Source organism: Achromobacter pulmonis, from assembly GCF_002885955.2.
Lineage (GTDB): Bacteria > Pseudomonadota > Gammaproteobacteria > Burkholderiales > Burkholderiaceae_B > Achromobacter > Achromobacter pulmonis_A.
Genome location: NZ_POQS01000002.1, coordinates 422,491 through 449,489, shown reverse-complemented (window position 1 = coordinate 449,489; position 26,999 = coordinate 422,491). Strand labels below are relative to the sequence as shown.

The 26,999-nt window shown below is 68.7% G+C and carries 32 protein-coding genes; 18 read left to right on the top strand and 14 right to left on the bottom strand.

Features of this window, described 5'->3' with window-relative positions; translation table 11 throughout:
• On the top strand, positions 1–609 hold a 609-nt coding region (locus tag C1I89_RS08170), incomplete at its 5' end, for a peptidoglycan-binding protein (protein ID WP_181390911.1).
• Between the two features lie 29 nt (positions 610–638).
• Entirely contained in the window at positions 639–824 is a 186-nt protein-coding gene (locus C1I89_RS08165; protein ID WP_102772275.1) for an oxidoreductase-like domain-containing protein, read from the top strand.
• Positions 825–919: 95 nt separating this feature from the next.
• Here the strand turns inward: C1I89_RS08165 and C1I89_RS08160 are convergent, their stop codons facing one another.
• From C1I89_RS08160 to C1I89_RS08135, 6 genes are read right to left on the bottom strand one after another with little or no spacing between them, the layout of a single operon-like run.
• Positions 920–1,354, bottom strand: coding sequence for an acetyltransferase (locus C1I89_RS08160; RefSeq protein ID WP_102772274.1), 435 nt, complete (start codon positions 1,352–1,354; stop codon positions 920–922).
• Positions 1,355–1,414: 60 nt separating this feature from the next.
• Positions 1,415–3,154, bottom strand: coding sequence for a peptidase M14 (locus C1I89_RS08155; RefSeq protein ID WP_102772273.1), 1,740 nt, complete (start codon positions 3,152–3,154; stop codon positions 1,415–1,417).
• Positions 3,155–3,183: 29 nt separating this feature from the next.
• Positions 3,184–4,041: an ABC transporter permease gene (locus C1I89_RS08150; protein ID WP_102772272.1), complete on the bottom strand. Its 858-nt coding sequence runs from the start codon at positions 4,039–4,041 to the stop codon at positions 3,184–3,186.
• Between the two features lie 19 nt (positions 4,042–4,060).
• Complete coding sequence (locus C1I89_RS08145) at positions 4,061–4,984, bottom strand: ABC transporter permease (protein WP_102772271.1); 924 nt, start codon at positions 4,982–4,984, stop codon at positions 4,061–4,063.
• A 4-nt stretch (positions 4,985–4,988) separates the two neighbouring features.
• Positions 4,989–6,497 (bottom strand): ABC transporter substrate-binding protein, encoded by a 1,509-nt coding sequence (locus C1I89_RS08140; protein WP_102772835.1) that lies wholly within the window; start codon positions 6,495–6,497, stop codon positions 4,989–4,991.
• A 43-nt stretch (positions 6,498–6,540) separates the two neighbouring features.
• Entirely contained in the window at positions 6,541–8,391 is a 1,851-nt protein-coding gene (locus tag C1I89_RS08135; protein ID WP_102772270.1) for an ABC transporter ATP-binding protein, read from the bottom strand.
• Positions 8,392–8,625: 234 nt separating this feature from the next.
• Here C1I89_RS08135 and C1I89_RS08130 point away from each other — a divergent pair, with 234 nt between their 5' ends.
• Positions 8,626–9,255 carry a methyltransferase domain-containing protein gene (locus C1I89_RS08130; RefSeq protein ID WP_102772269.1) on the top strand — a complete coding sequence of 210 codons (630 nt, stop codon included), beginning with the start codon at positions 8,626–8,628 and terminating at the stop codon, positions 9,253–9,255.
• A 9-nt stretch (positions 9,256–9,264) separates the two neighbouring features.
• On the opposite strand, the gene C1I89_RS08125 is transcribed toward C1I89_RS08130, so the two are convergent.
• Positions 9,265–9,738 (bottom strand): Lrp/AsnC family transcriptional regulator, encoded by a 474-nt coding sequence (locus C1I89_RS08125; protein ID WP_102772268.1) that lies wholly within the window; start codon positions 9,736–9,738, stop codon positions 9,265–9,267.
• A gap of 109 nt (positions 9,739–9,847) precedes the next feature.
• On the opposite strand from C1I89_RS08125, the gene C1I89_RS08120 reads away from it, so the two are divergent.
• On the top strand, positions 9,848–11,332 hold the full coding sequence (locus tag C1I89_RS08120; RefSeq protein WP_102772267.1) for an aminotransferase class V-fold PLP-dependent enzyme: 1,485 nt from the start codon (positions 9,848–9,850) through the stop codon (positions 11,330–11,332).
• A gap of 27 nt (positions 11,333–11,359) precedes the next feature.
• On the opposite strand, the gene C1I89_RS08115 is transcribed toward C1I89_RS08120, so the two are convergent.
• The gene (locus tag C1I89_RS08115; protein ID WP_102772266.1) at positions 11,360–11,722 is read right to left on the bottom strand and encodes a hypothetical protein; all 363 of its coding nucleotides are present in this window, start codon (positions 11,720–11,722) and stop codon (positions 11,360–11,362) included.
• 215 nt (positions 11,723–11,937) lie between these two features.
• Here C1I89_RS08115 and fmdA point away from each other — a divergent pair, with 215 nt between their 5' ends.
• Both fmdA and C1I89_RS08105 read left to right on the top strand, forming a co-directional pair.
• Positions 11,938–13,167, top strand: coding sequence for a formamidase (fmdA, locus tag C1I89_RS08110; RefSeq protein WP_102772265.1), 1,230 nt, complete (start codon positions 11,938–11,940; stop codon positions 13,165–13,167).
• A 9-nt stretch (positions 13,168–13,176) separates the two neighbouring features.
• Complete coding sequence (locus C1I89_RS08105; RefSeq protein ID WP_102772264.1) at positions 13,177–13,506, top strand: zinc ribbon domain-containing protein; 330 nt, start codon at positions 13,177–13,179, stop codon at positions 13,504–13,506.
• 40 nt (positions 13,507–13,546) lie between these two features.
• Here C1I89_RS08105 and C1I89_RS08100 read toward each other — a convergent pair whose 3' ends face one another.
• Positions 13,547–14,296 carry an ABC transporter substrate-binding protein gene (locus C1I89_RS08100; protein ID WP_102772263.1) on the bottom strand — a complete coding sequence of 250 codons (750 nt, stop codon included), beginning with the start codon at positions 14,294–14,296 and terminating at the stop codon, positions 13,547–13,549.
• Between the two features lie 84 nt (positions 14,297–14,380).
• On the bottom strand, positions 14,381–14,806 hold the full coding sequence (locus C1I89_RS08095) for a copper resistance protein NlpE (protein ID WP_102772262.1): 426 nt from the start codon (positions 14,804–14,806) through the stop codon (positions 14,381–14,383).
• Between the two features lie 165 nt (positions 14,807–14,971).
• Here C1I89_RS08095 and C1I89_RS08090 point away from each other — a divergent pair, with 165 nt between their 5' ends.
• The 12 genes from C1I89_RS08090 (at position 14,972) to C1I89_RS08035 (ending at position 24,906) form a co-directional block, all read left to right on the top strand.
• On the top strand, positions 14,972–15,445 hold the full coding sequence (locus C1I89_RS08090; RefSeq protein WP_102772261.1) for an OsmC family protein: 474 nt from the start codon (positions 14,972–14,974) through the stop codon (positions 15,443–15,445).
• 112 nt (positions 15,446–15,557) lie between these two features.
• Positions 15,558–16,004, top strand: a complete 447-nt coding sequence (locus tag C1I89_RS08085) for a carboxymuconolactone decarboxylase family protein (protein WP_102772260.1) — start codon at positions 15,558–15,560, stop codon at positions 16,002–16,004.
• A gap of 12 nt (positions 16,005–16,016) precedes the next feature.
• Entirely contained in the window at positions 16,017–16,946 is a 930-nt protein-coding gene (locus C1I89_RS08080) for a sigma-70 family RNA polymerase sigma factor (RefSeq protein WP_102772259.1), read from the top strand.
• Positions 16,947–17,018: 72 nt separating this feature from the next.
• On the top strand, positions 17,019–17,255 hold the full coding sequence (locus C1I89_RS08075; protein WP_102772258.1) for a DUF3820 family protein: 237 nt from the start codon (positions 17,019–17,021) through the stop codon (positions 17,253–17,255).
• Positions 17,256–17,394: 139 nt separating this feature from the next.
• Positions 17,395–17,727, top strand: coding sequence for a hypothetical protein (locus C1I89_RS08070; RefSeq protein ID WP_102772257.1), 333 nt, complete (start codon positions 17,395–17,397; stop codon positions 17,725–17,727).
• 110 nt (positions 17,728–17,837) lie between these two features.
• Entirely contained in the window at positions 17,838–18,701 is an 864-nt protein-coding gene (locus C1I89_RS08065; RefSeq protein ID WP_258231366.1) for a helix-turn-helix transcriptional regulator, read from the top strand.
• A 74-nt stretch (positions 18,702–18,775) separates the two neighbouring features.
• Positions 18,776–20,923: a TonB-dependent siderophore receptor gene (locus tag C1I89_RS08060; RefSeq protein WP_102772256.1), complete on the top strand. Its 2,148-nt coding sequence runs from the start codon at positions 18,776–18,778 to the stop codon at positions 20,921–20,923.
• 35 nt (positions 20,924–20,958) lie between these two features.
• Positions 20,959–21,378 carry a cupin domain-containing protein gene (locus tag C1I89_RS08055; RefSeq protein ID WP_102772255.1) on the top strand — a complete coding sequence of 140 codons (420 nt, stop codon included), beginning with the start codon at positions 20,959–20,961 and terminating at the stop codon, positions 21,376–21,378.
• Positions 21,379–21,380: 2 nt separating this feature from the next.
• Entirely contained in the window at positions 21,381–22,586 is a 1,206-nt protein-coding gene (locus C1I89_RS08050; RefSeq protein ID WP_102772254.1) for a RhtX/FptX family siderophore transporter, read from the top strand.
• Positions 22,587–22,636: 50 nt separating this feature from the next.
• Positions 22,637–23,890 carry an Hsp70 family protein gene (locus tag C1I89_RS08045; protein WP_102772253.1) on the top strand — a complete coding sequence of 418 codons (1,254 nt, stop codon included), beginning with the start codon at positions 22,637–22,639 and terminating at the stop codon, positions 23,888–23,890.
• 80 nt (positions 23,891–23,970) lie between these two features.
• Positions 23,971–24,555: an NUDIX domain-containing protein gene (locus C1I89_RS08040; RefSeq protein WP_102772252.1), complete on the top strand. Its 585-nt coding sequence runs from the start codon at positions 23,971–23,973 to the stop codon at positions 24,553–24,555.
• Positions 24,556–24,567: 12 nt separating this feature from the next.
• Positions 24,568–24,906, top strand: coding sequence for a 2Fe-2S iron-sulfur cluster-binding protein (locus C1I89_RS08035; protein ID WP_102772251.1), 339 nt, complete (start codon positions 24,568–24,570; stop codon positions 24,904–24,906).
• Here the strand turns inward: C1I89_RS08035 and C1I89_RS08030 are convergent.
• Genes C1I89_RS08030 through C1I89_RS08015 form a run of 4 tightly spaced genes read right to left on the bottom strand, consistent with a single transcriptional unit; the run spans position 24,903 to position 26,821 of the window.
• Complete coding sequence (locus C1I89_RS08030; protein ID WP_258231365.1) at positions 24,903–25,334, bottom strand: hypothetical protein; 432 nt, start codon at positions 25,332–25,334, stop codon at positions 24,903–24,905. The two genes, C1I89_RS08035 and C1I89_RS08030, sit on opposite strands and share 4 nt — an antisense overlap.
• Positions 25,288–25,986 (bottom strand): DUF899 domain-containing protein, encoded by a 699-nt coding sequence (locus C1I89_RS08025; RefSeq protein WP_102772249.1) that lies wholly within the window; start codon positions 25,984–25,986, stop codon positions 25,288–25,290. The genes C1I89_RS08030 and C1I89_RS08025 overlap by 47 nt, the downstream gene beginning before the upstream one ends.
• Positions 25,987–26,018: 32 nt before the next feature.
• Entirely contained in the window at positions 26,019–26,483 is a 465-nt protein-coding gene (locus C1I89_RS08020) for an SRPBCC family protein (protein ID WP_146196879.1), read from the bottom strand.
• Entirely contained in the window at positions 26,369–26,821 is a 453-nt protein-coding gene (locus C1I89_RS08015) for an ArsR/SmtB family transcription factor (protein WP_102772248.1), read from the bottom strand. The genes C1I89_RS08020 and C1I89_RS08015 overlap by 115 nt, the downstream gene beginning before the upstream one ends.
• Positions 26,822–26,999: the final 178 nt, after the last annotated feature.

The following is a 26,999-nucleotide window of genomic DNA, read 5'->3' as shown; positions in this document are numbered from 1 at the left end:
CATTTGCGCAAGCGCCGCGCCAAATGGACGCACGGCCTGCCGGCCGTGGTCGAGGTGCGCGTGCCCGCCGAGGTCGCGGCCGCCATTGCGCCCGAGCCCGACGCCGAGTACGTGGGGTCGCAGGACCGCCGCAGCATCGCGCAGTGGGCGCAGACCGGCGTGAAGCAGGGCGACGGCTCGGCGCTCAAGCTGGCCGCCGGCAACGATCAGCAGGCCTATCTGTTCGCGCCCACCGGCGCCCGTGGCCCGGTGTTCCTGGCCACCGTGAATTTCGACGCCATCCTGCACTACAACCAGTCGCGCCGCTACGGCCTGGCGGTGTCGCTGCTGCTCAACCGCCTGCAAGGCGGCCCGGCCCTGGCCGCGGCCTGGCCGACCGACGATCCGGGCCTGTCGCGCGCGCAGATCAAGGAGCTGCAGGAAATGCTGTACGGCCTGGGCTACGAAGTGGGCGTGGCCGACGGTATTCCGGGCGCCAAGACGCGCGACGCCGTGCGCGAGGAACAGGCCCGGCGCAACCTGCCGCAGGACGGCCGGGTCGGCAAGCGCATTTACGACGCGATCAAGGAAACCTGGCCGCCCGTCGCGATCCGCACGCGTCCTCAGTAAGGTCCGGGCGGCGGCGTTAACATCTCTGTATGAGCACCAAACCTGTTTTCGACGACGATCCGCCGCCCGTGCCGCCCGAGCCGCCCGCGCCCGAAGAATGCTGCAACAGCGGCTGCATACCCTGTGTCTATGACGTCTACAACGAAGCCATGGACAACTACCGCGAAGCGCTCAAGGCCTGGCGCGCCAGGCATGAGGAAAAATCGGCGGGGTGAGGGGGGCGGGTGGATGCGGCGGCTTTCGCCGCCTGATTGGTTTCGCGCGTTCGATGATTGAGTGCTTGTTCAAGGAATCTCGCGCTGCACCCATCCTACGCCAGTTTCATATGGATGATGGGAAACGGCCGGCCCGAATCGTCATGGTCTGAACGGCCGACGTCTTCGAAACCGTAGTGCTTGTAGAAGCCGTGGGCCTGCGGGTTCTGTTCGTTCACGTCCACCAGCAGGGTGCCGTGCAGCGAACGCGCGAAATTCAGCAGCCGGCGGCCGGCGCCCTTGCCGCGCTTGTTGGCGTCGACGAACAGCATTTCGACCTTGTTGCCGTTCAGGCCCATGAAGCCTGCGACCTCGCCGGTGTCGTCCTCGCAAACCCATACCCGCACGGACGGCAGGTAGGTGTTGAGCACCTGCGGGTACATGGCCTGGATTTCTTTTTCCGTCAGGAACGTATGCGTGGCGCGCACCGAACGAAGCCAGATGTCCACCAGGGCCAGATCGTCGCCGTGATTGCGTTCTCGGATATTCATTTCTTATTGATTGAGAGTCGGGTGCCGTTGCGGTCCTTGGCCGCGAGCGGCGCGTAGCCGCTAAAGTCCTGCGCGGTAAAGGCCGGTGGCCGCCAGGACGGTTTCCATTTGTACAGTATGCGCGAAAACATAGCGCTCGCCATAGACGGTTTCATCCGGAAACTCCGAAATCAAGGTCAGCGGGACCGCTTCGCGGTCGCTTTCCTCGATCTGCACGGGGATGCCGTGATGCAGGTCGAAACCGGTTTCGACCGCGTGCGCCTGAAAACGTTCAAGCTGCCGGGCATTGAACTCGACCAGGCCGGCCACGTCGCGGGCGAGCCGCGCCGTCACGCCCGCGACCAGGCGGCGGGCGCGGTCGCCCCAGCCCGGATGGTGGCGCATGACCAGGAAAAATCCCTTGGGTATGGTCCAGCGCTCGAAATGGCGCGGCAGGTAGCCCGATAGCGGACGGGTCCATTCGTGGGCAGGATAGCCGTGCAGGTTGATGTGCAGCTGCGCGCCGCTGATGGCCAGCGCCAGGTGCCGGCCCTCGCGCTCGAAGAACGGGGCGTTCTCGCGGTGCGCGATGTCGTCGCCCAGCGCGCTGTAGCGCGAGGCGTGCAGCATGTGGCGCGGATGCCGTTCGCGCAGGCGGTTGAAAAGCGCATAGCCATCGGGATTTTCGGCGGCGATCAGCGCGAAATGCGGGTCGCCGGCGGCCGCCAGCGCCTGCGCGGCGCGCAGGGCGCCGACGACGCCCGAGGTCTCGTTGGCGTGCTGCGCGCCCGAAATGAAGACGGCCGGCCCCGGGCCGCGCAGATAGGTTCCCAGCACCGGGCGGCCTTCGCGCGAGACGGCCTGGAAGGCGTCGCCGCCCAGGTCGGCCATGCAGCCGGCGATCTGCGCGGCCGACAGCGGCTCGCGCATCTGCGCCAGCGGCATGGCGGGGGCGGCGGGAACCAGCGGCGCGAGCGCGGCGAAAGGTTCCAGCGTCATGCGCACGCGCGCCGCGCCGTCGTTGCGGCGGATGTCGGGAACGATCTGGCCGGGCTGCAGGCCGCGGTCGCCGGCCGGGCGCCCGGAGTGCCGCTGGAAGAATTCCAGCAGCGAAAAATACAGGTCTTCGTGCAGCGCCTCGAAAGTGCTGACGATTTCTTCGTCCACCGGCAGCGCGTACTCGATGCCGGGCAGGTCCACGCGGATCTCCAGGCGTTCGAAAAAGGGTTCGTGCGCGCCCCAGGAACGGGCGCGGACCGTATCCACGATGCTGCGGAACACCTGCTGGTATTCGGTGAGATGCGCGGCGTCGGTATGCAGCGCGCCTTCGGCGTCGCGCACCCGCAGCCAGCCCGTGGGCGACAGTTCGGGCGTGCCGTCGGGGGCGTGGCCGAGCTGGTTCGGCGCGTAGACGCGCTGTTCGATCACGCTGCCGTCGGCATAGCCCAGCGCCACGTCGTAGTGCAGGTCATCCGCGCCCGCTTCCAGCGTGACGCGCACCCCGTCGAGCAGGCCGACCAGCGGATAGGCCTCCAGCGCGAAGCGCCTGGCGTGCGCGTGTTCGTGCACGGGATAGCGCACGCGGGCCGAAACCAGCCCGGCGCGTTCGACCTCTTCCAGGAAAAAATGCAGCAGCGGCTTGTAGGCGCTGCGAAAGCGGGCGGCGACCCCGGCCTGCGCCAGACGGGCCTGGGCCGCGAGCCGCGCCTGCGGCCCTTCGAACAGCCAGCCTTCCACCGTCGCGCCGCGCCAGGCCGGCGCCATGTAGGCGTGGGTCCAGGCGTCCAGCGTGCGGTCGAATGTTTTTTCCAGCAAAGGCATCTTTCAAAATCCTTAAAACCTGTGACGGTTCACCCTTTCGGATCGAGGCGGTCGCGCAGCCAGTCGCCCAGCAGATTCAGGCCCAGCACCGTCAGCATGATGGCCAGTCCGGGAAATACGCTGACCCACCAGGCCGTCTGCATGTAGGTCCGGCCGTCGGCAAGCATACCGCCCCAGCTGGGAATCATGGGGTCCACCCCCAGCCCGAGAAACGTCAGGCTGCTTTCGAGCAGGATGTTGTTGGCCACGTTCAGCGTCATCAGGATGACCAGCGGACCCAGCACGTTGGGCACGATGTGATGCCGCATCATGGCCGGGTCGCGCACGCCGAAGGCGCGCGCAGCCTGCACGAATTCCCGCTCCCGCAGCGTCAGCACCTGCGCCCGCACCACGCGCGCGTACTGCACCCATTGCGACGCGATCATGAAGACGATGACGTTGGACAGGCCGCCGCCCAGGATCGCGATGAACGTGATGGCCACCAGGATGAACGGCAGCGCCAGCTGCACGTCGGCGCAACGCATCACGATCACGTCCCAGAATCCGCGGTAGAAGCCCGCGACCAGGCCCATGACGCTGCCCAGCAGCGCGCCGCCGAGCACCGATGCGAACCCCACCAGCAGCGAGATTCTACCGCCGACGATGACGCGCGCCAGCACGTCGCGGCCCAGCGGGTCGGTGCCCAGCGGATGCGCGGCGGTGACGGCCGGCGCGGTCAGGCGGGCCGTCAGGTCCATGGCCGCGCCGCCGTCCGGGAACAGCCAGCCCGAGGCCAGCACCAGCGCCGCCATCCCGCCGGTCAGCAGCACGCCCAGCGCCAGCTCCAGCGAAAGGCGCAGGCGCGGCCTGGCGCCCTCGGCGGCGGCGGGGGTGGACAGGGTCTGCATGCGGGATGGACGCGCGGGATCAGCGCGCACGGATGCGAGGGTCGACCAGCCCGTAGGCGATGTCGACGACCAGGTTGACCAGCACGATGAGGGCGGCCAGCACCGTTACCGCGCCCTGCAGCACCGGATAGTCGCGGCCGGCCACGGCGTCGAAGGCCAGGGTGCCCATGCCGGGCCAGTTGAAGACCATTTCGATGACCACGATGCCGCCGATCAGCCCGCCGAACTGCAGGCCCAGATAGGTGATGAGCGGAATCGCGCAGTTGCGCAGCGCGTGCTTGTACAGCACCGCGCGTTCCTTTAGCCCCTTGCTGCGCGCCACCATGATGTATTGGGCCGACAGCGTGTCCAGCATGGTGGTGCGCACCAGCCGGATATTGGTGGCGCTGAGGATGATGGCCATGGTCAGGGCGGGCATCACCAGGCTGGCCGGGCCGCTCCAGCCGGACGGCGGCAACAGCGGAAACGTGATGGAAAGCAGCAGCACCAGCATCAGCGCCAGCCAGAAATTGGGAAAGGACAAGCCCACCAGCGACAGGATGCGGATGGCCTGGTCGGCGGCCCGCCCGCGCCTGACCGCGGCCTGGATGCCCAGCGGCAGCGAGATCAGGATGGATGCGGCGAGCGAGGCGCAGGCCAGCATCAGCGTGGCCGGCAGCGCCTCGCCGATCAGCCTGGCCACCGGCGTACCGCCCAGGAAGCTGCGCCCGAAGTCGCCGCGCAGCAGCCCCTGCATGTAGGACAGGTATTGCTCGTGGAACGGGCGGTTCAGGCCCAGCGCCTGGCGGATGTTGGCCAGGTCCTCTTCGGTGACGCCGCCCGCGCCTTCGCTCAGCATCAGCGCCGGATCGCCGGTCATCCGCAGCGCGTACGAGACCAGCAGCGTCACCGCGATGATGACGAACACCGCCTGCAACACCCGCTGGACAATGAATCCGGTCATGGGATCAGTCCACGGCGGTTTCCAGGAAGCGGAAGCGGATGTCGCCGGGCAGCTCCAGGTTCCTGACCCGCTTGTTCACGCCCACGATGGTGTTCAGGCTGTACAGCGGCAGATCCAGCGCCTGGTCGGCGACGTAGCCGGCGATCTCCTGCAGCATGGCTTCGCGGCGCTTGCGGTCATAGACGGTGCGTTGCGCCTCCAGCATGGCGTTGAGCTTGGGATCGTCGTCGAACGGGTTCCATTTCTGGCCCGAGTGATACATCAGGTAGGCGGTGTTGTCGTAGTCGTAGGTCCAGCCGCCCCACTGGCTTTGCCACATGTCGCCGGCCTTGCCGTTGGGAATGATGTCGTTGAGCAGCGCGCTGGCTTCGTGCGGCTTGATCGTGGCGCGCACGCCCACCGCCTGCAGGTAGCCGGCGACGGCCTGCGCCACTTCGCGGAAGTTCGAGGTATTGCCGCGCACGTCGATCCGCACGGCGGCGCCCGGCTTCACGCCCGCCGCGGCCAGCAGCTTCCTGGCGCCCTCGGGATCGAAGGGCAGGGGTTTTTGCTCGGGGTTGTAGCCGAACGACAACGGCCCCTGGAAACTGGCGATGGTCCGGGCCTGGCCCAGCAACAGCAGCTTGACGATGGCGTCGCGGTCCACGGCCATGGTCAGCGCGCGGCGCACGTCGCGGTCGCGGGTGATGCCGTTTCTGGTGTTGAAGCGCAGCGCGTGCACCACCGGGCCGGGCGTGGAGATGACGTCGGCCTTGCTCGATCCCTTGACGGTGTCGATCAGGCCCAGCGGAATGAGCGTGGCGATGTCGATGCGCCCGGCCTGCAGTTCGGCCACCTGGGTGCCGGGTTCGCCGATGAACCGGTAGATCACCTGGTCCAGCCTGGGCTTGCCGCCCCAGTAGTCATCGTTGCGCGCGAGCGTGATGCTGACCTTGGGCCGGTAGCCGGCGAACTTGAACGGGCCGGTGCCCACCGGGTTGGCGTTGAAGTGCGCTTCGCCCTTTTCCTTGATGTAGCGCGGCGGCACGATCATGGCGCCATAGCCGGCCAGCTTGGTCAGCAGGATGGGGTCCGGCCGCTTCAGCACGAAGTCGACGGTGTGCTCGTCCACGACCCGGACCTCGCCGATCGAGTCGTAGTTGGATTTCTGCGGGCCTTTCAGGCCCTCGGCGCCCAGCAGGCGTTCGAAGCTGAACTTCACGGCCTCGGCGTCGAAGGGTTCGCCGTTATGGAACTTGACGCCGGTGCGCAGCTTGAAGCGCAGGCGCTGGTTGTCGTCCAGGAATTCCCAGCTGGTGGCCAGGCCCGGCTGCAGCGTCAGGTCGGCGCCGCGCATCGTCAGGCCGTCATACAGATTGCCGCCCACCGAGCCCCAGGCCGTCAGGAAGGTGTCGATGGGGTCCCAGCTGCCCGGGTCCAGGCTGATCGCGACGTTCAGCGTGCCGGCGGCCTGCGCGCCGCCCAGCGCCAGGGCCAGCGCGGCGGCGATGCAGGGTTTGCGTAGGAATCGCATGATTGCCTCCAGGGGTGCGAAATTCATGGGCGCCGGGGCCTGCTCAGGCGGCCTCGGCGACGAGATGGCCCGGCGCGAATTCGGCCAGGCGGACGATGGCGGGCTCGTCGCCGACGCGGCGCAGCGGGCTGGGGATTTCGCCCTCGATCAACGCGGTGTCGCGGTGCCGGCCCGGCTCGGCGACCGGCACCGCGGCCAGCAGCCTGCGGGTGTAGGCATGCTGCGGCGACTCGAAGATCTGGCGGCGCGTGCCGAGTTCCACGATCTGGCCCAGGTACAGCACCGCCACCCGATGGCTCACCTGTTCCACCACCGCCATGTCGTGCGTGATGAACAGATAGGACAGGCCGCGGTCTTGCTGCAGGTCCATCAGCAGGTTCAGGATCTGCGCCTGGATCGACACGTCCAGCGCCGACACCGATTCGTCGGCGATGATGAGCCGGGGATTGCTGGCCAGGGCGCGCGCGATGCACACCCGCTGGCGCTGGCCGCCCGAGAATTCGTGCGGATAGCGCCCGGCGTGGCGAGGCTCCAGCCCGACCTGTTCCAGCAGCGCGCCCACGCGGCGGGCGATGGCGTCTGCGCCCGCGAGCAGCCGGTGCGTACGGATGGGTTCGGCGATGCTGAAGGCCACCGTCTTGCGCGGGTCGAGCGAGGCGTAGGGGTCCTGGAAGATGTACTGGATTTCCTGGCGCAGGCGCCGGCGTTCGGCGCCTGCCAGGGAGAAAATGTTCCGGCCGCCATAGCGCACGGCGCCCGCGGTCGGCGCCACCAGCTGTTGCAGGGTCTTGCCGATGGTGGACTTGCCGCTGCCCGATTCGCCCACCAGCGCCAGCGTCTCGCCGGGATAGAGGTCGAAACTGACCTGTTCCACGGCATGCACGCGCCGCGTGACCCGGCCGAAGACATTGCGGCTTGCGTCAAAGCGCGTGGTCAGCCGCTCCACTTGCAGCAGCGGCTCGCCATAGCGGGCGGTGTCCTGCTCGCGCGTCTGGCCATGCTGGCGCAGCACGCCGCCTTCGAAATGCGCATGGGCTTTGCGCAGCGGCAGGTCGCGGCCGCGCAGGCTGCCCAGGCGCGGCACGGCCGCCAGCAGGGACCGCGTGTACGGGTGCCTGGGCGCGTGGAAGATTTCCCGCACCGCGCCTTGCTCGACCTTGCGCCCGCTCAGCATCACCACCACGTCGTCGGCCACTTCGGCCACCACGCCCATGTCGTGCGTGATGAAGATGACGGCCGTGCCCAGGTCGCGCTGCAACGCGCGGATCAGATTCAGGATCTGCGCCTGGATGGTGACGTCCAGCGCCGTGGTCGGTTCGTCGGCGATCAGCAGCCGCGGCTGGCACGACAGCGCCATCGCGATCATGGCGCGCTGGCGCATGCCGCCGGAAAGCTGGTGGGGATAGCGGTCCAGCATCTGCGCCGGATCGGGCAGGCGCACTTTTTCCAGCAGGCCGCGGGCGGCCTGGCGCGCCGCCGCGCGCGGCAGCCGCTGGTGCAGCACGATGGCCTCGGCGATCTGGTCGCCGATGGTGAAGACCGGATTCAAGGAGGTCATCGGCTCCTGGAAGATCATGGCGATGTCGTTGCCGCGGATGGCGCGCATGGTCTCGTCGCTGGCGGCGGCGAGGTCGAGTTCGTGGCCCGTGCCGTCGCGGAACAGGATGCGGCCGGCGGCGATGCGCCCGCCGGCGTAGCCGACGAGGCGCATGATGGCCAGCGAGGTGACCGACTTGCCCGAGCCCGACTCGCCCACGATGGCCAGCGTGCGGCCGCCATGCAGTTCGAAGTCCAGGTTCTCGACGGCGTGCACGACGCCGTCCGCGGTATCGAAATCGACCGACAGGCCGCGCACCGACAGCAGCGCGGCGCAAGCTGCGGCATGGCTATCCAAGGCGCACCTCCTTCGCGCTTATCGGGCGCTGCATTTTGCCGAGATTATTCCGGGCTTCCGACAGCCGGCAAAAGTCGTAATCCGTCTTAAACGATTCCGGGCGCGGCCAGTGCGGCGATGGGGAAGGCTGCGAATATATTCGGGCCGGTTTAATAATCAGCCCGGTCCCATATTCCCTGCCCGTGCGCGTCGCTAACTTTTCTATCCTGGAAATGGCATGGAAAGGAAATCGGAATGCGCAAACTGCGCTATTTGCTGAAGAGGGCGGTGTTCAAGCTGTCTCCGCGCGCGGCCGAACGGCTGAACATCGATTTCAGGCTGCAGGCCGAAAACCGGCGCTTCCTGGAACAGGCGGTGTTCGGCTACATCAACACGATGGCTGTGGACGCCGGCGGTCCGCTGAAGACGCTGTTCGTGGGCCTGGACAAGCACAACTGGCATTACCGCCGGCTGCTGGACACCGAGTTCTACACGCTCGACATCGAGGCGCGCCAGGCGGTGTACGGCCGGCCGGGCCGGCATTGGACGGGCAGCGCCACGCGCATGGCGGGGCATTACGGCGGCAACGTGTTCGACGTGGTGGTGGCCAACGGGCTGCTGGGTTTCGGCATAGATGAAATCCGGGATTTCGAACAGCTGCTGGAAAACTGCGAGGCGGTGCTCAAGCCCGGCGGCCTGCTGGTGCTGGGCTACAACGACCTGACCGAACGCGTGCCGTACCTGGTGCTGCCCACGGCGCTGCGCCTGTTCGACGCGTTCCGCCCGCCCATCGCGGAAGTCAGCGGCGCGATGCACCGCGTGGACGATCCGTTCCGTCACGTGTTCCTGTTCCTGACCAAGCGCTGGCCGCTGGTCCCGGCATAGGCCGCGGCTTCAGCCTTCCAGTTGGCGCAGGTCGGGCGGGCGGTTCTCGATGATGGCTTCCATGCTGAAGAAACCGGTCACGGTGGACAGTTCGAAGTCCGTGATCAGCTTCTGGTAGAAGCGGTCATAGCCGGCCATGCCGCGGCAGGCCACCTTGATCAGATAGTCCCAGTCGCCGCCGATGCGGTAGAACTCGGTGACCTCGGGCAGGCGTTCGACGTGGCGGCGGAAACCGTCGGCCCAATCCTTGGCGTGATGGCTGGTGCGGATCATCACGAACACCGTCAGGTCCAGGCCGAGTTCGACCAGGTTCACCTCGGCCCGCGTGCCGCGAATGATGCCGCAGGCGTTCAGCCGCTGCAGCCTGCGCCAGCAGGCGTTCTGCGACAGGCCGACCCGGTCGGCAAGCTCGCGCTGCGACAGCGAACCGTCTTTCAGCAGGCACGAAATTATGCCGATATCAAGTTTGTCTATTTTTTCCATTATTTAGATCAAATGACCCGTTTTAGGTGGTTTTTGGCAAAAAATAGGTGATGTTTCACCGTTGCATCCATCGTATGATATTTCGAAACGTACCGGAATTCTCATCGCCATGAACGCCCCCGCCCAAGCCAGTTCCGCCGCGCAGCGGCCTTTGCAGCAGTTCGAAGCCAGTCTCCGCGCGGACGACGTGGTTGCGGCGCTGGCCGACGGGCTGATCGGCAAGGACGCGGTCGTCGACGGCCCTTACGGCGCCAAGCCCATGGTCTACGCGGATTACGTCGCCTCGGGCCGGGCGCTGATGCAGGTCGAGCGCTTCGTGCTGGAACAGGTGCTGCCGTATTACGCCAACTCGCACACCGAAGCCTCTTATTGCGGCGGCTACATCACCCGCCTGCGCCGCGAGGCGCGCGCGGCGGTCGCCCGCTGCTGCGGCGCGGGCGACGAACACGCGGTGATCTTCGCGGGCTCGGGCGCAACGGCCGGCATCAACCGGCTGGTGCATCTGTTCGGCGTGCCGGCGGCGCTGGCGGCCGGCCGCAAGGTCCGGGTCATCATCGGCCCCTACGAACACCATTCCAACATCCTGCCCTGGCGCGAGTGCGGCGCCGAGCTGGTCGAGCTGGCCGAGGACGCCGCGGGCGGCCCCGACCTGGTCCAGCTGGACGCGGCGCTGGCCGGCGCGGATGACGCGCTGGTGATCTGCGCGCTGTCTGCGGCCTCCAACGTGACGGGCATCGTCGCCGACGTGGAAGGCATCACGCGGCGCGTCAAGCGCGCCGGCGCGAGGATGCTGTGGGACTATGCCGGCGGCGCGCCTTATCTGCCGGTGCGCATGTCGCCCGCGGCCGACGCCTGCATCGACGCCATCGTGTTCTCGCCGCACAAATTCATCGGCGGCCCGGGCGCCTCGGGCGTGCTGATCGTGCGCCGCGACGCGGTGCTCGACACCAAACCCACCTGGCCCGGCGGCGGCACCGTCAAGTTCGTATCGCCGGCCGGCCACGACTACAGCGGCAGCCTGGAATCGCGCGAAGAGGCCGGCACGCCCAACGTCGTCGGCGACATCCGCGCGGCGCTGGCGCTGCTGGTCAAGGAGGCGCTGGGCGCTGATTTCATGCGCGAGCGCAACGCCCACTACGTGCGGCGCGCGCTGGCCCGCTGGGGCGACGCGCCGCGGCTCGAACTGCTGGGCTCGCTCACCGCGCAGCGCCTGCCGATCTTTTCCTTCCGCGTGCGCAACGGCCGCGGCGGCTTCGTCCACCAGCAGCTCGTGACCCGCATGCTGAGCGACCGCTACGGCATCCAGGCCCGCGGCGGCTGCGCCTGCGCCGGCCCTTACGTGCACCGGCTGCTGCAGATCGGCGAGGACGAATCCGCCCAGATGCGCCAGGCCATCCTCGACGGCCGGGAAATCGAAAAACCCGGCTTCGTCAGGCTGAACTTCAGCGTGCTGCTGTCCGACGAAAAGGCCGATTTCATCCTGGACTCGGTGCTGGCGCTGGCCGCCGACGCCACCGAGTTCGAGCACCGCTACGGCTTCGATCCCAGCCGCGCCATCTTCTACCCACAAAGCGCCGAACAGCAGGCCGCCTGAGCGGCGCGGGCCGTTCAGGGCGTCAACTCAGGGCTTCATGTAGGGACCGCAGGTCCTGATCCACTTCGCCTTCAGGTCCGGCAGCTCGTCGGCGGCCTCGCCCATGTCGCGCGCCAGTTTCTGCGGAAACGCCACGCCGTCGCGCCGACAGGCCTCGAACTGGTCGGCCAGCGCGAAGCGGGCGTCCAGCAAATCCAGCCGGCCCTGGCACAGCTTGTGGTCCAGCTGCAGGTCGTTGGCCGCCTCGTGCGTGCGCTGCACGTCCTGGGCGCGCGCGATGCGGGCGCTCTCGGCTTCGACTTCGGCAACGCAATCCCCGGCCGCGTGCGCGCCGGCGCTGGCGGCGCAGATCAACAGGAAAGCGAAAAGTCGGCGGGGCAGTGCGGCCATGCGTGAAACCTTGGTGGGGGGAGGGAAACGGGTTGCATCATAACTGTTGCGCGCCGTCCATGTACTGGCTGGAAAACCAGTTTACGCACGTCCGAAACTCGCCTACCTTCGTCGTCATATCAGCGGCCCGTGATTGCCGAACCGCGCGCGGTCACCGGACGGCTGGTTATAGAAAGTTCTGTTTTATCAACACATTACGCTGGAGATGAAAGAGAATGACCGATACCCTCATCAGAGTCGACCTGGCTCAATCCCCCTACGAAAACGCGCAGATCCATAATCGCTGGCATCCGGATATTCCGATGGCGGTGTGGGTCAGGCCCGGGGATGATTTCATACTGGAAACCTATGACTGGACCGGCGGCGCGATCAAGAATGACGACAGCGCCGACGACGTCCGCGACGTGGACCTGACCACGGTGCATTTCCTGTCCGGCCCGGTCGGGGTGGAAGGCGCCGAGCCCGGGGACCTGCTGGTGGTGGACCTGCTGGACATCGGCGCCAAGCCCGAGAGCATGTGGGGGTTCAACGGTTTCTTCAGCCGCAACAACGGCGGCGGCTTTCTGACCGAGCATTTCCCGCACGCGCAGAAGTCCATCTGGGATTTCCACGGCATGTTCACGTCGTCGCGGCATATCCCCGGCGTGAGTTTCGCGGGGTTGATCCATCCCGGGCTGATCGGCTGCCTGCCGGACAAGAAGCTGCTGGATACCTGGAATCGGCGCGAGCAGGCGCTGATCGACACCAATCCCAAGCGGGTGCCGCCGCTGGCCAATCCGCCCGCGCCCAAGACGGCGCACATGGGCGCGCTGCAAGGGGCGGACCGCGACCGCGCCGCGGCCGAGGGCGCGCGCACCGTGCCGCCGCGCGAGCACGGCGGCAACTGCGACATCAAGGACCTGTCGCGCGGGGCCCGCGTGTTCTTCCCGGTCTACGTCAAGGGCGGCGGGCTGTCGGTCGGCGACCTGCATTTCTCGCAGGGCGATGGCGAGATCACGTTCTGCGGCGCCATCGAGATGGCCGGCTGGGTGCATATGCGCGTGTCGCTGATCAAGGGCGGCATGGACAAGTACGCGATCAGGAACCCGATCTTCAAGCCCAGCCCGATCGCGCCGGCCTACAAGGACTTCCTGATTTTCGAGGGCATTTCGGTGGACGAGTCGGGCAAGCAGCATTACCTGGACGTGAACGTGGCCTATCGCCAGGCCTGCCTGAACGCCATCGAGTACCTGAAGAAGTTCGGCTATTCCGGCGCCCAGGCCTATTCGCTGCTGGGCTGCGCGCCGGTGCAGGGGCATATCAGCGGGGTGGTCGACATTCCCAACTCCTGCGCCACGCTTTGGCTGCCGACGGAAATCTTCGATTTCGACATCCAGCCCTCGGCCAGCGGGCCCGTCAAGCATATCCAGGGCGGCGTGGACATGCCGCTTTCGCGCGACCGCTAGGAGACCGACATGCCCATGTACGACTATGCCTGCGGCCGCTGCGGCGAATTCGCCGCGCTCGTGCCCCTGGCGCGGTGGCGGGAACCTGCCGCGTGCCCGCAATGCGGAGCGCCTTCAGGCCGCATCGTGGGCGGGGCGCCTGCGATTTCCGCGCTGTCCTCGGCGGTGAACCGGGCGCGCGCGGCCAATGAGCGCAGCGCGCACGAACCGCGCAGCTCGCGGTCCGGCCACGGCATGAACTGCGGATGCTGCGGCGGCGGCAAGGCGGGCAAAACGCGCACGACGCCGGACGGGGCCAAGTCCTTCGCGGGCGCCAGGCCCTGGATGATCAGCCACTGAAGGACATAGAGCGCGCCGGCGATTGCCGGCGCGCTTTTTTTTACGCGTCCGAAGCCGCTTCCAGCGGCGCCACGGCCGCGCCCTGGATGCCGTGGCGCGCCAGCGCCTCGGCCACGAATCCCGATTTCTTCATCGCTTCGACGAAGGCGCCCAGGTAGGCGCTGGCCCGCTCGCCGCGGCGCTTGGGCACGCCCATGGCCTGGCGGATCAGCATGAAATGGCCGTCGAGCAGGCGCAGCCCGCCCAGGCGCCGGGCGTCGGCCTGAAGCTGTTGCCTGACGCCGGCGGCGACTTCCATGTTCTCGCTCAGGAAGGTGTCGACCACGGCGGGCGAGGTCGGCGCGCGGAAGATCTCCGCCTGCTTGAGTTCGCGCGTCAGGTAGAGGTCATAGGCGCTGCCCTTGCCGACCACGACGCGCTGGCCCTTGCGGTCGACCTGGTCCATGGCGGCGATGGGGGAGTCCTGCCGCACCAGGTAGGCGCCCTCGATGACCACGTACGGGGCGGTGAAGGCGATCTGCTCGCCGCGCAGCGGGTCGATGGCGAAAAAGCCCACGTCCGCCTGGTCGGCCGCCACCGCGTTGACGGATTCGCCGGCGGACTTGAACGCCACCAGCTCCAGCCCGACCTGCAGGCGCCGGGCCAGCTCGGTCGCCAGGTCCACCGAGACGCCGCCGGGCTCGCCGGTGGCCGGATCGGCGTGGGCCAGGATGGGGTTGCCCAGGTTGATGGAGGCGCGCAGCACGCCGGTCGGCGCGAAGGCGGAGAGCAGCTCGTGATCGGTCTTCATGATTTCCTTGGGCGAAGAGGAGGGCGCGCCGCGGGCGCGGGGTTGCGGCAAGCATAGCCGCAAGCGCGCATGCGGCGCGAGGGCTTATTGCGCGCGGCGCAGGACGTAGTGCAGGGCCAGCGGGCCGGTGGGGCGCGTACCGTCGCGGTACAGCATGGTCACCTGGTTTTCGCCCACGAAGTAGCGCTGGCTGTCGCCGGCGGCGTCGAGCCGGATGGTGCTGCCGTCGGACTCCCAGCTGAAACTGCCGGTCACGACCTCGGGCTGCGGCTGGCGGTCCAGGTACTGGGTCTGTCTTTCGTAGCGGTTGTCCTGGCTCAGGATCAGCCGGGTGCGGATGCCGGGGCAGTCGGCGCACGGCAGCGTGCCTTCGTAACTGCCGGCCCAGTCCAGGGAGTTGCGGGCCGTATGGCCGTCGGGGGGCGCGCCGCGCCCGGACTGGGTCTGGGAAGGCGCGCAACCGGCCAAAAGGGCAAGCGTCAGGGCGCAGGTCAGGGTGAGTTTCATCATGGCGAGCTCCTGTGTGGAAAAGGCGTTCACGATAAGGACAGTAACCTGCCGGTGCTGAAACCGGATGTAAGGACGCGTGGGCGCGCGCCCATGCGCTACGCTTGATGTCCTTGCCGCCGGCGCGCCCGGCGGCGGACCCGCGAATCAGCCGACAGGACGACCCCTATGAATGGCGAACACCGCTACCGCGTCACCGTGGACTGGACCGGCAATACCGGCGCCGGCACGTCCAGCTACACCGCGTATTCCCGCGATCACCTGATCCGGGCCGAAGGCAAGCCCGACGTGCCGGGCTCGTCCGATCCAGCGTTCCGCGGCGAGCCGGCGCGCTGGAATCCCGAGGACCTGCTGGTGGCCTCGCTGTCGGCCTGTCACAAGCTCTGGTATCTGCATTTCTGCGCCGTCGAAGGCGTGACCGTGCTGGCCTACCGCGACGAGGCCGAGGGCGTGATGGTGGAGGACCGCGAGCGCGGCGGGGCGTTCGCCAGCGTCACGCTGCGTCCCGAGGTGACCATCCGCGCCGGCGACGATGCGGCGCTGGCCGCGGAACTGCACGATCGCGCACACCATTTCTGCTTCATCGCCAATTCGGTGAAGTTCCCGGTGCGTTGCGAGCCCCGCATCGTCCACGCAGCCTGAGTCCGCCGGTCTTACAATTTTTTCCGTCGGCGATGTCACGTCGCCCCGAGCTGCCTCGTCTTGTGGATGACGGCGCCGCATCCCGCGGCGCGAACCTGCCGGAGAGCTATCCATGGCCACCGCCCGACTCAATGCTTATACCGCCGCACCCCAGGCCATGAAGGCCATGGTCGCCCTGAACGATTTCGTCGAGGGCTGCGGCCTGGAACACAGCCTGCTGGAGCTGGTGAAGATGCGCGCCTCCCAGATCAACGGCTGCGCCTATTGCCTGCACATGCACGCCAGCGACGCGCGCAGGCAGGGCGAAACCGAAATGCGCCTGTACCTGCTGGACGCCTGGCGCGAATCGTCGCTCTACAGCGAACGCGAACGCGCCGCGCTGGCCTGGACCGAAGCCTTGACCAGGCTGTCCGAAACCCATGCGCCGGATGCCGACTACGAAGCCATGGCCCGGCATTTCAGCGCGGAAGAACAGGTGAACCTGACGGTGGCCATCAATATGATCAACAGCTGGAACCGCATCGCCGTCGGGTTCCGCTCGCAGCATCCCAAGGGCTGAGGTCCGGGCGCCATGGACACTTCCGCCGCGGCCGATGCCGTCGCCGACTTCGAGCCCCATCGCCGCTATCTGCAGGGCCTGGCCTACCGGATGCTGGGCTCGTGGGCGGAGGCCGAGGACATGGTGCAGGACGCCTGGCTGCGCTGGCGCGACGTCGACCGCAGCCAGGTCGCGACGCCGCGCGCCTTTCTGTCGCGCACCGTCACGCGGCTGTGCCTGGACCACCTGAAGTCGGCGCGCGCGCGGCGCGAGGAATACGTGGGCCCCTGGCTGCCGGAACCCTTGCCCGATGCCGCCAGCTACCAGGCGCCGGGGGCGGGCGAGATCGCGCACGACCTGTCCGTGGCGCTGATGCTGGCGCTGGAACGCCTGTCCGCGCTGGAGCGCGCCGCGTTCCTGCTGCATGACGTGTTCGACATGCCGTTTTCCGAGATCGCGCTCACGCTGGACCGCAACGAGGCCGCGTGCCGGCAGCTGGCCGCGCGTGCGCGCAGCCGCGTGCGCGAGGCGCGGCCGCGGTACGCAGTGACCGAACAGGACGGCGAGCGCATCGCCGCCGCGTTCTGGCAGGCCTGCCGCGCCGGCGACGTGGACGCGCTGCGCGGGCTGCTGGCGCAGGACGCGGTGCTGCACGCCGACGGCGGCGGCAAGAAGCTGGCCGTGTTCAAGCCCATCCTGGGCAGCGACCGGATCGCGCGTTTCTTCGCCGGCCTGTCGTCCAAGCGCGGCGGCCAATTCCTGGACGCGGTGGTGACCCGGTTGAACGGCATGCCGGGCGTGCTGGCGACCGAAATCGACGGCCTGCCGCGCTCCACCACGCTGGAGGTGCGCGACGGCAGGATCACGGCCATCTACATCGTGCGCAACCCTGATAAGCTGCGCCATGTCGCGGCCCTGGCGGCGCCGCCGAGCGCTCCCAGGGATGATGCCGAACCTCGTTGACGATCCGCAGGAGCTGGCTTCGACGAAACCATGATGTTTATTTTCGACACCGCATCCGCACGCTGACTGCCCATGGACCCCGAACTCCTCTCCCTGCTGGTCACCCGGACCATGCCTTTCGGCAAGTACCAGGGCCGGCTGATCGCCGACCTGCCGGGGCCGTATCTGGCGTGGTTCGCGCGCAAGGGCTTTCCGCCCGGCGAGCTGGGCCGGTTGCTGGCCTTGATGCACGAACTGGACCACAACGGCCTGTCGTCGCTGCTGGCGCCGCTGCGCCAGTCTGCGGGCAAGCCGGCGGGCAGGTCCTGAGCCTTCCGGCGCGAAACGACAAGAAACAACTCCGGCGTCCGGTGTAGCGTCCCGGCGCGCCGCGCGAGGATACGATAGTGCGGCGCGGCGGATCGCAATGCCCGTGCGCCGCGCGCCAGTTCATCGTAGAGAGGTAGCCATGAAAAAACTCCGAATTTCCGCGTTCCTGCTCGCCGCCCTGTGCGCGGCCGGCGTGGCGCAGGCGCAGAACGCCGCGCCGGTCACGCAGGAGTACCAGTACCCCAGCGTGCGCTCCAAGGACGGCAGCCTCTCGCCGCCTTCGACGCTGCGGGTGACGGTCACGCCCGGAGCCGGCTCGACGCCGGCGGCGGTCAGCGATACGCCGGCAAGCCGCGCCGAGTACGAGCGCTGCCGCGAGGTGTCGGACCGCGCCGCGGTGTCGAACTCGCAGATGCAGGCCGGCGTGGCGCAATGCCTGAAAGAGCTGGAGCAGCGCCGCCAGCAGCAGTAGCGCAAGGCCCGCCGGGCCGCCGAGGGCGGCGGTCCGGCTTTCCGATATGGGTTGATGGTAATAATATTCAATCTCATCAACTGAGACGGCCCCGGCGCGGGGCCTTTACCGTGACCCTTATCCATCCCGAACCCGATTGGACCGTTACGGCCGCCATGCCGGCGATGTCGCTGGCCGGCGGCACGCTGCGTTTCGGCCGCGAGGCGCGCGTGCATGAACGCCTGGAGCCGGGGCTGAAGCTGGTGCTGGTGCTCGACGGCGAGCTGCGCTATAGCGTGCGCGGCGCGCCGGCCACGCGCGTGAGCGGGCCGCTGCTGCACCTGAGCCTGTGCCAGGACGAGATGGGGATGGAGCACGAATTCGGCGCGCACAAGGCGCTGCGTTTCGTGTCCTTGCGCACGGGCCTTTCGCAGTTGCAGGAAGCGTTTTCGATGGAGCCCGCCGAACTGGCGGCGCGGCTGCGCGCGCCCGGCGGCCAGCCTTATGCCGACGCCAACCTGCGCGTGGCGCCGGCGGTCCAGGCGCTGGGCAACCAGATGCTGGCCTGCCCGGTGCAGGGGGCCCTCAAGCGCATGTACCTGTCGGGCAAGGCGCTGGAGCTGGCGGCGCTGGCGTTCGGCGCGTTGCACGAGACGCCGGGCCACGGCCTGGCGCGCGGCGACGTCGAGCGCCTGCATCATGCGCGCGACCTGGCGGCGGCGAACCTGCAGGACCCGCCTTCGCTGCCGGAACTGGCGCGCCAGGCCGGCATCAACGTCAACAAGCTCACCACGGGTTTTCGCAAGCTGTTCGGCATGAGCGTCTACGCCTATGTGCGCGAATGCCGCATGCAGCAGGCGCATGCGCTGCTGGCGGCCGGCGCGCTCTCGGTGTCCGAGGCCGCCTATGCCTGCGGCTACACCGACTCGCATTTCACCAAGGCCTTCCTGCGCCGCTACGGCGTGCTGCCCAGCAGCGTGGCGGCGCGCGGCTGAAACTTCCGCAATCGCCAGCAAGACTTCCGCGATCGCCAGCGGGCGCTCGCCGTTCTCCCTAGAATTCGTTGCGAATGGTTCTCAATAGCAACTCAAAAGGAACGGCAGTGCGCAAGGCATCGAAGGCGGGGGCGGGCGGCAGGACGGCGCGGGTGTGGCAGTGGCCATTGTGGCTGGCGGTGGCGGCCGGGCCGGCGCAGGCGCAGGATGCGCAGGCGTTGCCGGCGGTGACGGTCAGCGGCGAAGGCGTCGCGTCGGACGCGGCGACGCTGGGCAAGCTGCCGCTGGCGCTGCGCGAGATCCCGCAATCGGTCACGGTGATCGGGCTGGAGCGCATGCAGGAGCAGAACCTGCAAAGCCTGGACGAGGTCATGCAGCACGCCACCGGCATCACGGTGCAGCCTTATCAGCTGCTGACCACGGCGTATTACTCGCGCGGCTTCAAGGTCGATTCTTTCGAGCAGGACGGCGTGCCGGTGCTGATGGGCAATATGGCGGCCGCGCCGCAGGACATGGCGGTGTACGAGCGCGTCGAGATCCTGCGCGGAGCCAACGGCCTGCTGCACGGGGCCGGCAATCCGGCGGCCACCGTGAACCTGGTGCGCAAGCGGCCGCAGCGGGCGTTCGAATTCAGCGGCACGGCCAGCGCGGGCAGCTGGGACCGCTACCGCGCCGAAGCCGACCTGGGCGGCCCCTTGAACGACAGCGGCAGCGTGCGCGGGCGCATCGTGGGCGCGTACGAGGACCGCGGCTATTTCTACGACGTCGCCGATCAGCAGTCTGCGCTGTTCTACGGCATAGGCGAGGTGGACCTGAGTCCGCGCACGGTGCTGTCGGCGGGCCTGCAGCACCAGCGCATCCGGTCCACCACCAATATGGCGGGCGTGCCGCGCTACAAGGACGGCGGCGATATCGGGCTGCCGCGTTCGACCTATCTGGATGCGGCATGGGACCGCTTCAACTGGAATACGACCCGGGTGTTCGCCGACCTGGAGCATGGTTTCGGCCAGGGCTGGACGGCCAAGATCAGCGCCAACTACCTGACGGCCGACAGCAATCTGAAGTACGCCGGCGCCTATGGCGCGATCGACCGCGAAACCGGCCTGGGTTCGCGGCTGATGGGCGGCGCCTACAAATTCGACAACACGCAGGCCAGCATCGACGCCTACGTGAGCGGGCCGGTGCAGTGGTTCGGGCGGCGCCACGAACTGCTGCTGGGCGGCAATGCGCAGCGCACCACGTCCGAGCAGTACACGGGCATGCTGATCCCGGCGCTGAACGTGCCGGTCGACGTGTTCGACTGGGACCCGCGCGGCGTGCCCGAACCCGGCGTGGGGCCGTACGCCTCGCCCGGCGAAACGCGCCTGAAGCAGCAGGGCATTTATGCGATGGGCCGGTTTTCGCTGGCCGATCCGCTGACCCTGGTGCTGGGCGGGCGCATGAGCTGGTGGAACCAGAGCGCGCCGTCCGCGCGCCAGCGGATCGATCCCGAGTTCACGCCCTATGGCGGGCTGATCGTCGACATGGACTCGCAATGGTCGCTCTACGGCAGCTATGCGCAGGTGTTCCAGCCGCAAAGCCAGCTGACGCGCGACGGCAAGCCGCTGGACCCGGTCACCGGCACCAACTACGAAGCCGGCGTGAAGGGCGCGCTGGCCGATGGCGCCCTGAACGTGTCGCTGGCCGTGTTCCAGATCCGGCAGAAGAACCGCGCGCAGCAGGACCCCGACTGGCCCTGCGTGGGCAACAACTGCTATTACATCTCGGGCGGGGAGGTCCGCAGCCGCGGCTTCGAGGCCGAGGCCAGCGGCCAGGTCGCGCCGCACTGGACGGTGGCCGCGGGCTACACCTTCAACACCAGCAAGTACGTCTCCGACTCCGTCTCCAACGGACAGCCGTACGCCAGCTTCACGCCCAAGCACATTTTCCGGCTGTGGACCAACTATGCGCTGCCGGTCATGGAACGCCGGCTGAGCGTGGGCGGCGGCGTGCAGATGCAGTCGGGCTTTTCGACGGTGTCCGGCCCGGTCACGCTGCGCCAGGGCGGCTACACGCTGGTGGACCTGCGCATGGCGTACCGGCTGGACAAGCACCTGACCGCCGCGCTGAACGTCAACAACCTGTTCGACCGCCGCTACTACCAGAGCCTGTCGGGCACGGCCTGGAACAACCGCTATGGCGAACCGCGCAACGTCATGCTGACGCTGCGCGCCCAGTATTGATTCCCATCCCGCCCGCTTTGCAGAGAGACATCACGATGAAGACAGAAACCGATTTCGCACCGCCGGTCTTCGACTGGCTCGATCACTTCATGGCGCTGGGCGGCGACGGCGCGCTGCGCGAGATCGGCGCGCGCCGCCGGCTGGCGGACGGCGAAGACTGGCTGGTCGGCGTCAAGGCCGTGGCCGACGACGCCGACGTGCACGGCGACGTGTGGGAACGCCATCCAGGCGGCGACGAAATGCTGTGCGTGCTGGAAGGCCGCGTGGTGTTGACGCTGGCCGCGGAAGACGGCGCCGAAACCGACGTGCTGCTCGACACCCGGCGCTGCACGGTGGTGCCGCGCGGCGTATGGCACCGGCTGCACGTCGCCTGTCCGGGAAAAATCCTGTTCGTCACGCCCGGCCGGGGCAGCGAACACCGCCGCGCGGCGGACCTGTCGCAAGGAAAGATCTGAAGATGAGACGCGAGAACAACGCACGCCTGTTCGTGATGGTGGCCGCCCTGTATTTTTCGCAGGGCATTCCGCTGGGCGTGGCGATGGAGGCCTTGCCCACGCTGCTGCGCCGCGACGGCGCGGACCTGGGCGCGCTGGCGTGGCTGCCGCTGGTGGGCCTGCCGTGGGTGCTGAAATTCCTGTGGGCGCCGGCGGTGGACAACCGCTGGAGCGTCGCGCTGGGGCGGCGGCGCAGCTGGATCGTGCCGATGCAGGCGGTGGTGCTGGCCTGCCTGGCGGGCGTGGCGCTGCTGGGCGTGTCGTCGGCCAGCGCCGCGTGGGTGGTGGCGCTGATGGCGGCGGCCTCGCTGGCCAGCGCCACGCAGGACATCGCCACCGACGGCCTGACGGCCGAACGCTTCGAGGGCCAGGCCCTGGCGCGCGCCAACGCCGCGCAGGTGGGCGGCACGATGATGGGCTTTTTCTTCGGCGGGCCGGGTTGCCTGATCCTGGCCGGCCACATCGGCCAGGCCGGCGCGCTGGCCGTGCTGGCGGGCGCGGCGGCGTTCAGCCTGATCCTGGCCGCGACCTGGCGCGAGGGCGAGGCGGATTGCGCGCCGCTGCGGCCGCGGGCCGCGCTTGCCGGTTTCGTGCGCCGGCCGGGGGCCTGGGCGCTGGCTGCGGCGGCGTTCCTGTCGGCGATGACGGCCGCGGCCGGCTACGGCCTGTCCAAGCTGTTCCTGGTGGACGCGGGCTGGCGCGTGGAGGAGATCGGCCGCCTCGGCATGGCGGGCGGCGTGGTGACCGTGCTGCTGGGCTGCGGCGGGGGCGCCTGGCTGATCGGCCGTCTGGGCGGGCGCGCGGCGCTGGGGCTGGGCCTGGCCGCCTGCGGCGCGGCGGCGGCGGGCTGGCTGGCGCAGGCCCAGGGCTGGGCCGCGCCGCATCCGGGCCTGGCCTATGCCTCGCAGGCGCTGGGCTCGTTCGGCGCGGGAGCCGCGTCGGTCGCGCTGATGACGCTGGCCATGCGCTTCGCGCGCGCCGGCGCGCAGGCCGGCACCGACATGACGGCGGTGCAGAGCGCGCGCGACCTGGGCGAGATCCTGACTTCGTCGCTGATGACCGGACTGGCCGCGTATGCGGGTTATGGCGCGGGTTTCGCCGCCGGCCTGGCGCTGGCGGCCGCGACCCTGGTCTTCACCGCCAGGGCGCTGGCGCGCCCGGCGGGCTAGTGTGCAGCGGGTACACTAGCCCGCCGTTTTGCTTTCGGTCCCGAGTTTCCATGATTTCCACCGCATGCGGCGTCGACTTCGGCACGTCCAATTCCACCGTCGGCTGGAGCCGCGCCGGCCAGCCCGCACTCCTCGCGCTCGAGGATGGCAAGACCACCTTGCCCTCGGCCATTTTCTTCCACGACGAGGACACCGAGGTCAGCTATGGCCGCGCAGCCATCTCCGATTACCTGGCGGGCTACGACGGACGCCTGATGCGCTCCATGAAAAGCCTGCTGGGCAGTTCGCTCATGGAGGGCTCCACCGAGGTCCAGGGCCGCTCGATTCCGTTTCGCGTGCTGTTGACGCGCTTCATCGCCGAGTTGAAGCGCCGCGCCGAAGCGGCGGCCGGGCGCGATTTCACCCGTGCGGTGCTGGGCCGGCCGGTGTACTTCGTGGACGACAACCGCGCCGCCGACCAGACGGCGGAGGACACGCTGGGCGAGATCGCGCGCAGCGTGGGCTTTACCGAGATCGAGTTCCAGTTCGAGCCGCTGGCCGCGGCCTTCGACTATGAATCGCAGATCGCGCGCGAAGAGCTGGTGCTGGTGATCGACATCGGCGGCGGCACCTCGGATTTTTCGTTGATCCGGCTGGGGCCGGGCCGCGCGGCCAAGGCCGACCGGCGCGAGGACATCCTGGCCTATGGCGGCGTGCACATCGGCGGGGTCGATTTCGACAAGCAGCTCAGCCTGGCGCACGTGATGCCGCTGCTGGGGCTGGGCAGCCAGCTGCGCAGCGGCAAGGACGTGCCCTCCACGCAATACGGCAACCTGGCGTGCTGGCACACCATCAACCAGGCCTACACGCGCAAGGCGGCCGAGCACTTCGCGTTCATCCGCGCCGAGGCCGGCGACCGCGCAAAAATCGACCTGCTGCTGGAGCTGGTGAAGCAGCGCGCCGGCCACTGGGTGGCGGTGCAGGTGGAAGAGGCCAAGATCGCGCTGTCCGAATCCGAGGCCGCGCGCATCGACCTGTCGCGCATCGCGCCGCAACTGGGCGTGGAGGTCACGCGGCCCTCGTTCGACGCCTGCGTGGAGCGGCTGATCGGCAAGGTCCAGACCACCGTGGGCGCGCTGCTGCGCGATGCCGGCGTGGCGACGGCGGACGTGGACACGGTGTTCTTCACCGGCGGCTCCAGCCGCGTGCCGCGCCTGCGCGAGGCGGTGTCGGCGCTGGCGCCGCAGGCGCGCAGCGTGGAGGGCGACCTGTTCGGCAGCATCGGCGCCGGCCTGGCGCTGGACGCGCGGCGCAAATTCGGCTGAGCGGAGCGGGGCGTCGGGGCGGCGATGGTAAGCTGCATTCCTCCGATACCGCCCACGCTCAGCCGGCCCAGGAACCCGTCATGACCAAACCCGATTCCCATCTCGTCGAAAGCCTGGTCGCAAGCGAAGCGCCCTACGAGGGCAGCTTCCTGAAGATCCGCCGCGACACCGTCAGCCTGCCCAACGGCAACACCGGCATACGCGAGTACGTGGTGCACCCGGGCGCCGTGGTGGTGATTCCGCTGCTCGACGACGGCCGCGTGCTGCTGGAGCGCCAGTACCGCTATCCCATCGGGCGCGTCATGACCGAGTTTCCGGCCGGCAAGCTCGACCCGGGCGAAGACCCGCTGGTCTGCGGCAAGCGCGAGCTGCTGGAAGAAACCGGTTACACGGCCAGCCAGTGGGCGCATGCCGGCGCCCTGCACCTGGCCATCGCGTATTCCACGGAAATCATCCACATCTTCTTCGCGCGCGGCCTGCGCGCCGGCGACCGCCAACTGGACCAGGACGAGTTCCTGGACGTGGTCAGCGCCCGCCCCGAGGAACTGGTGCAAGCCTGCCGCAAGGGCGAGGTCACGGACGCCAAGACCCTGACCTGCGTGCTGTGGATGCAGAACGTGCTGTCCGGCGCCTGGCAGCTGGACTGGCAGGACAACGCCGGCTGAGCCGGGGCCGCCATGCCTGCTTCGTTTCCGGTTCTGGTGCAGCCCGCGGGGCTGCGTTTCGATGCGCCCGCCGGCACGCCGCTGCTGCTGGCGGCGCAGGCGGCGGGCGTCAAGCTGCCCAGTTCGTGCCGCAACGGCACCTGCCGCGCGTGCATGTGCCTGATGCTGGAAGGCGAGGTGATGTACGGCATCGAATGGCCGGGCCTGTCGCGCGACGAAAAGGAAGAGGGCTGGATACTGCCCTGCGTGGCGCAGGCCGTGTCGGCGCTGGAAATCCAGTCGCCGCAGGCCGCGCCCATCGAGGACGCGCCGCCGCCACCGCCGCGCCCGCTGACCGGGGCGCGCCGCTAAGGCGCGCCCACCGCCAGCAGGGCGGCGGCCATGCCGCCCGCCATGCCTACGGCCATCGCCGCGAACGGCGCCGCGCCCAGCGGCAAGGCCAGGGCCATGCCCAGCTGCGCGCCGGCCACCATGCCCACGACCATCGGCAGCATGCAGGCCAGCCGCGCCGCGAACGCCGGCGCGCCCGGCCAGGGCGCCAGCGCCGCGGCCGCCATGGCCAGCGTGCTGGCCGGCATCAGCGCGGCGTGGCGCCACGCCATTTCCGCCAGGTTGCCGGGGACCGCGCAGGCGCTGGCCAGCGCGGCGGCCGGCGTGCGCAGCGTGTCCAGCCACAGGCCGGCGGCCATGGCCGCCGTGCAGGCCAGCCATGCCAGGGCCGGCGCGCCGCCTTCAGCCGCAGGCGTGGCAGGCCTGCGCGGCGTCGTCGTAGCGGTCATGGTGGCGCACCCAGTCGCCCAGGTTGAAGTGCGGCCCGTTTTCGTTGCGTCCCAGCGGCGCCAGCTCCAGGTAGTTGTAGGCGCCCGCCAGCCGTTCCACGCCGCGGTCGAAGGCCGAGTAGGTGTGGAAGATCTCGCCGTCCGGGTCGAGGAAGAAGGCGCTGGCGCCGGGACGGTCCTCGATCGCGCCGTCGGGGGGGCGCAGCGAGGCGCCCAGGTCGAGATTGAAGTCGTCGCCCTGCGACGAATACCAGTCGAAACGCCAGCCCATGCGCCGCTTGAACGCGGCCAGGCTGGCGTAGGGCGCGCGCGACACGGCGGCCACCGTGACGTCGTGCTGGCGCAGGTGCATCAGCGCGCCTTCCATGTGATCGGCCAGGAACGAACAGCCCACGCAGCCTTCCTCCCATTCGGGGGCGTACATGAAGTGGTAGACGATGAGCTGGCTTCTGCCCTGGAACAGCCCGGCCAGGTCCAGCACGCCGTCCGGACCCTCGAAGCGGTACGGCTTGCTTACGCGGACCCAGGGCAGGGCCAGGCGCTCGCGCGCCAGCGCGTCCTGCGCCCGGGTCAGTTCTTTCTCGCGGCGCAGCAGCGCTTCGCGCGCGGCGTTCCATTGCGCCTGGGATACGACAGGATGATCGGTTTGCATCTGTGGCTCCTCTGGGGTGGGGCGGACGGCGCTCAGGCCGCGTCCGCCAGGTGGCCCGCCAGCCGGTCCATGGCGCCGGACCAGCCATGCTCGTGGCTGTCGCGGGTGGCCGGGTCGACGAACGGGGTCTGCAGGAAGGCGAGTTCGGTGCCGCCGCCTGCGGGCGTGAATTCCAGCGTGATGAGCGAGACCTCGGCCGGCGTGTCGCGCCAGGCCCAGGTGAAGACCAGCCGGCGCTGCGGCTCCACGACACGGTAGCTGCCGCTGGCGTGGTGCTCCAGCCCGTCTTCGGTGGCGAACCCGACCAGGTAGGCGCCGCCTACCCGGACGTCGGTTTCGGCCACCAGCACCCGCCGGGTCTCGGCGGGGCCGAACCAGCGCATCAGCGCTTGCGGGTCCGTCCAGGCGCGCCAGACGCGCTCGACCGGGGCGTCGAAGCGCCGCCGGAGCCGGAGTTCGATGGGGGTGTCGGCTTGCGGGGTGTCTCGGTTTTGCATGGGTGGATTTCCTCCTCGTGATAGAGGTAGCGCGCCAGCGAATCGAGCTGTCCGCTCCAGAACTTCTCGTAGCGGGCCAGCCAGTCGCTTGCCGTGCGCATCGGCTCGGGCGACAGGGTGCAGTTCACCACGCGGCCGTCCTTGGCGCGCGCGATCAGGCCGGCGTCTTCCAGCACCCGCAGATGCTTCAGGAAAGCGGGCAGGGACATGGCGTGCGGCCGCGCCAGGTCGCTGACCGAGGCCGCGCCCTGCTGCAGATCGGCCAGCACGCGGCGCCGGGTGGAATCGGCCAAGGCGGCAAAGATGCCGTCCAGCGTGTCTTCGTAAAAGTTAACCATAAGGTTAAGTGTCTAGCCGCCGCCGTCCGGCTGTCAAGCGGAAATTCGCGCCGGCGGCCTCGCGCTAGGGATCACCCCAATGGCATGGCCTTCCAGACGCATTACCATTTGCCCAAATATGTACTTTGATGAAAATGTACATATTCAAGCTGCCGCCCGTGCTGCGGGCGGTCCAGGT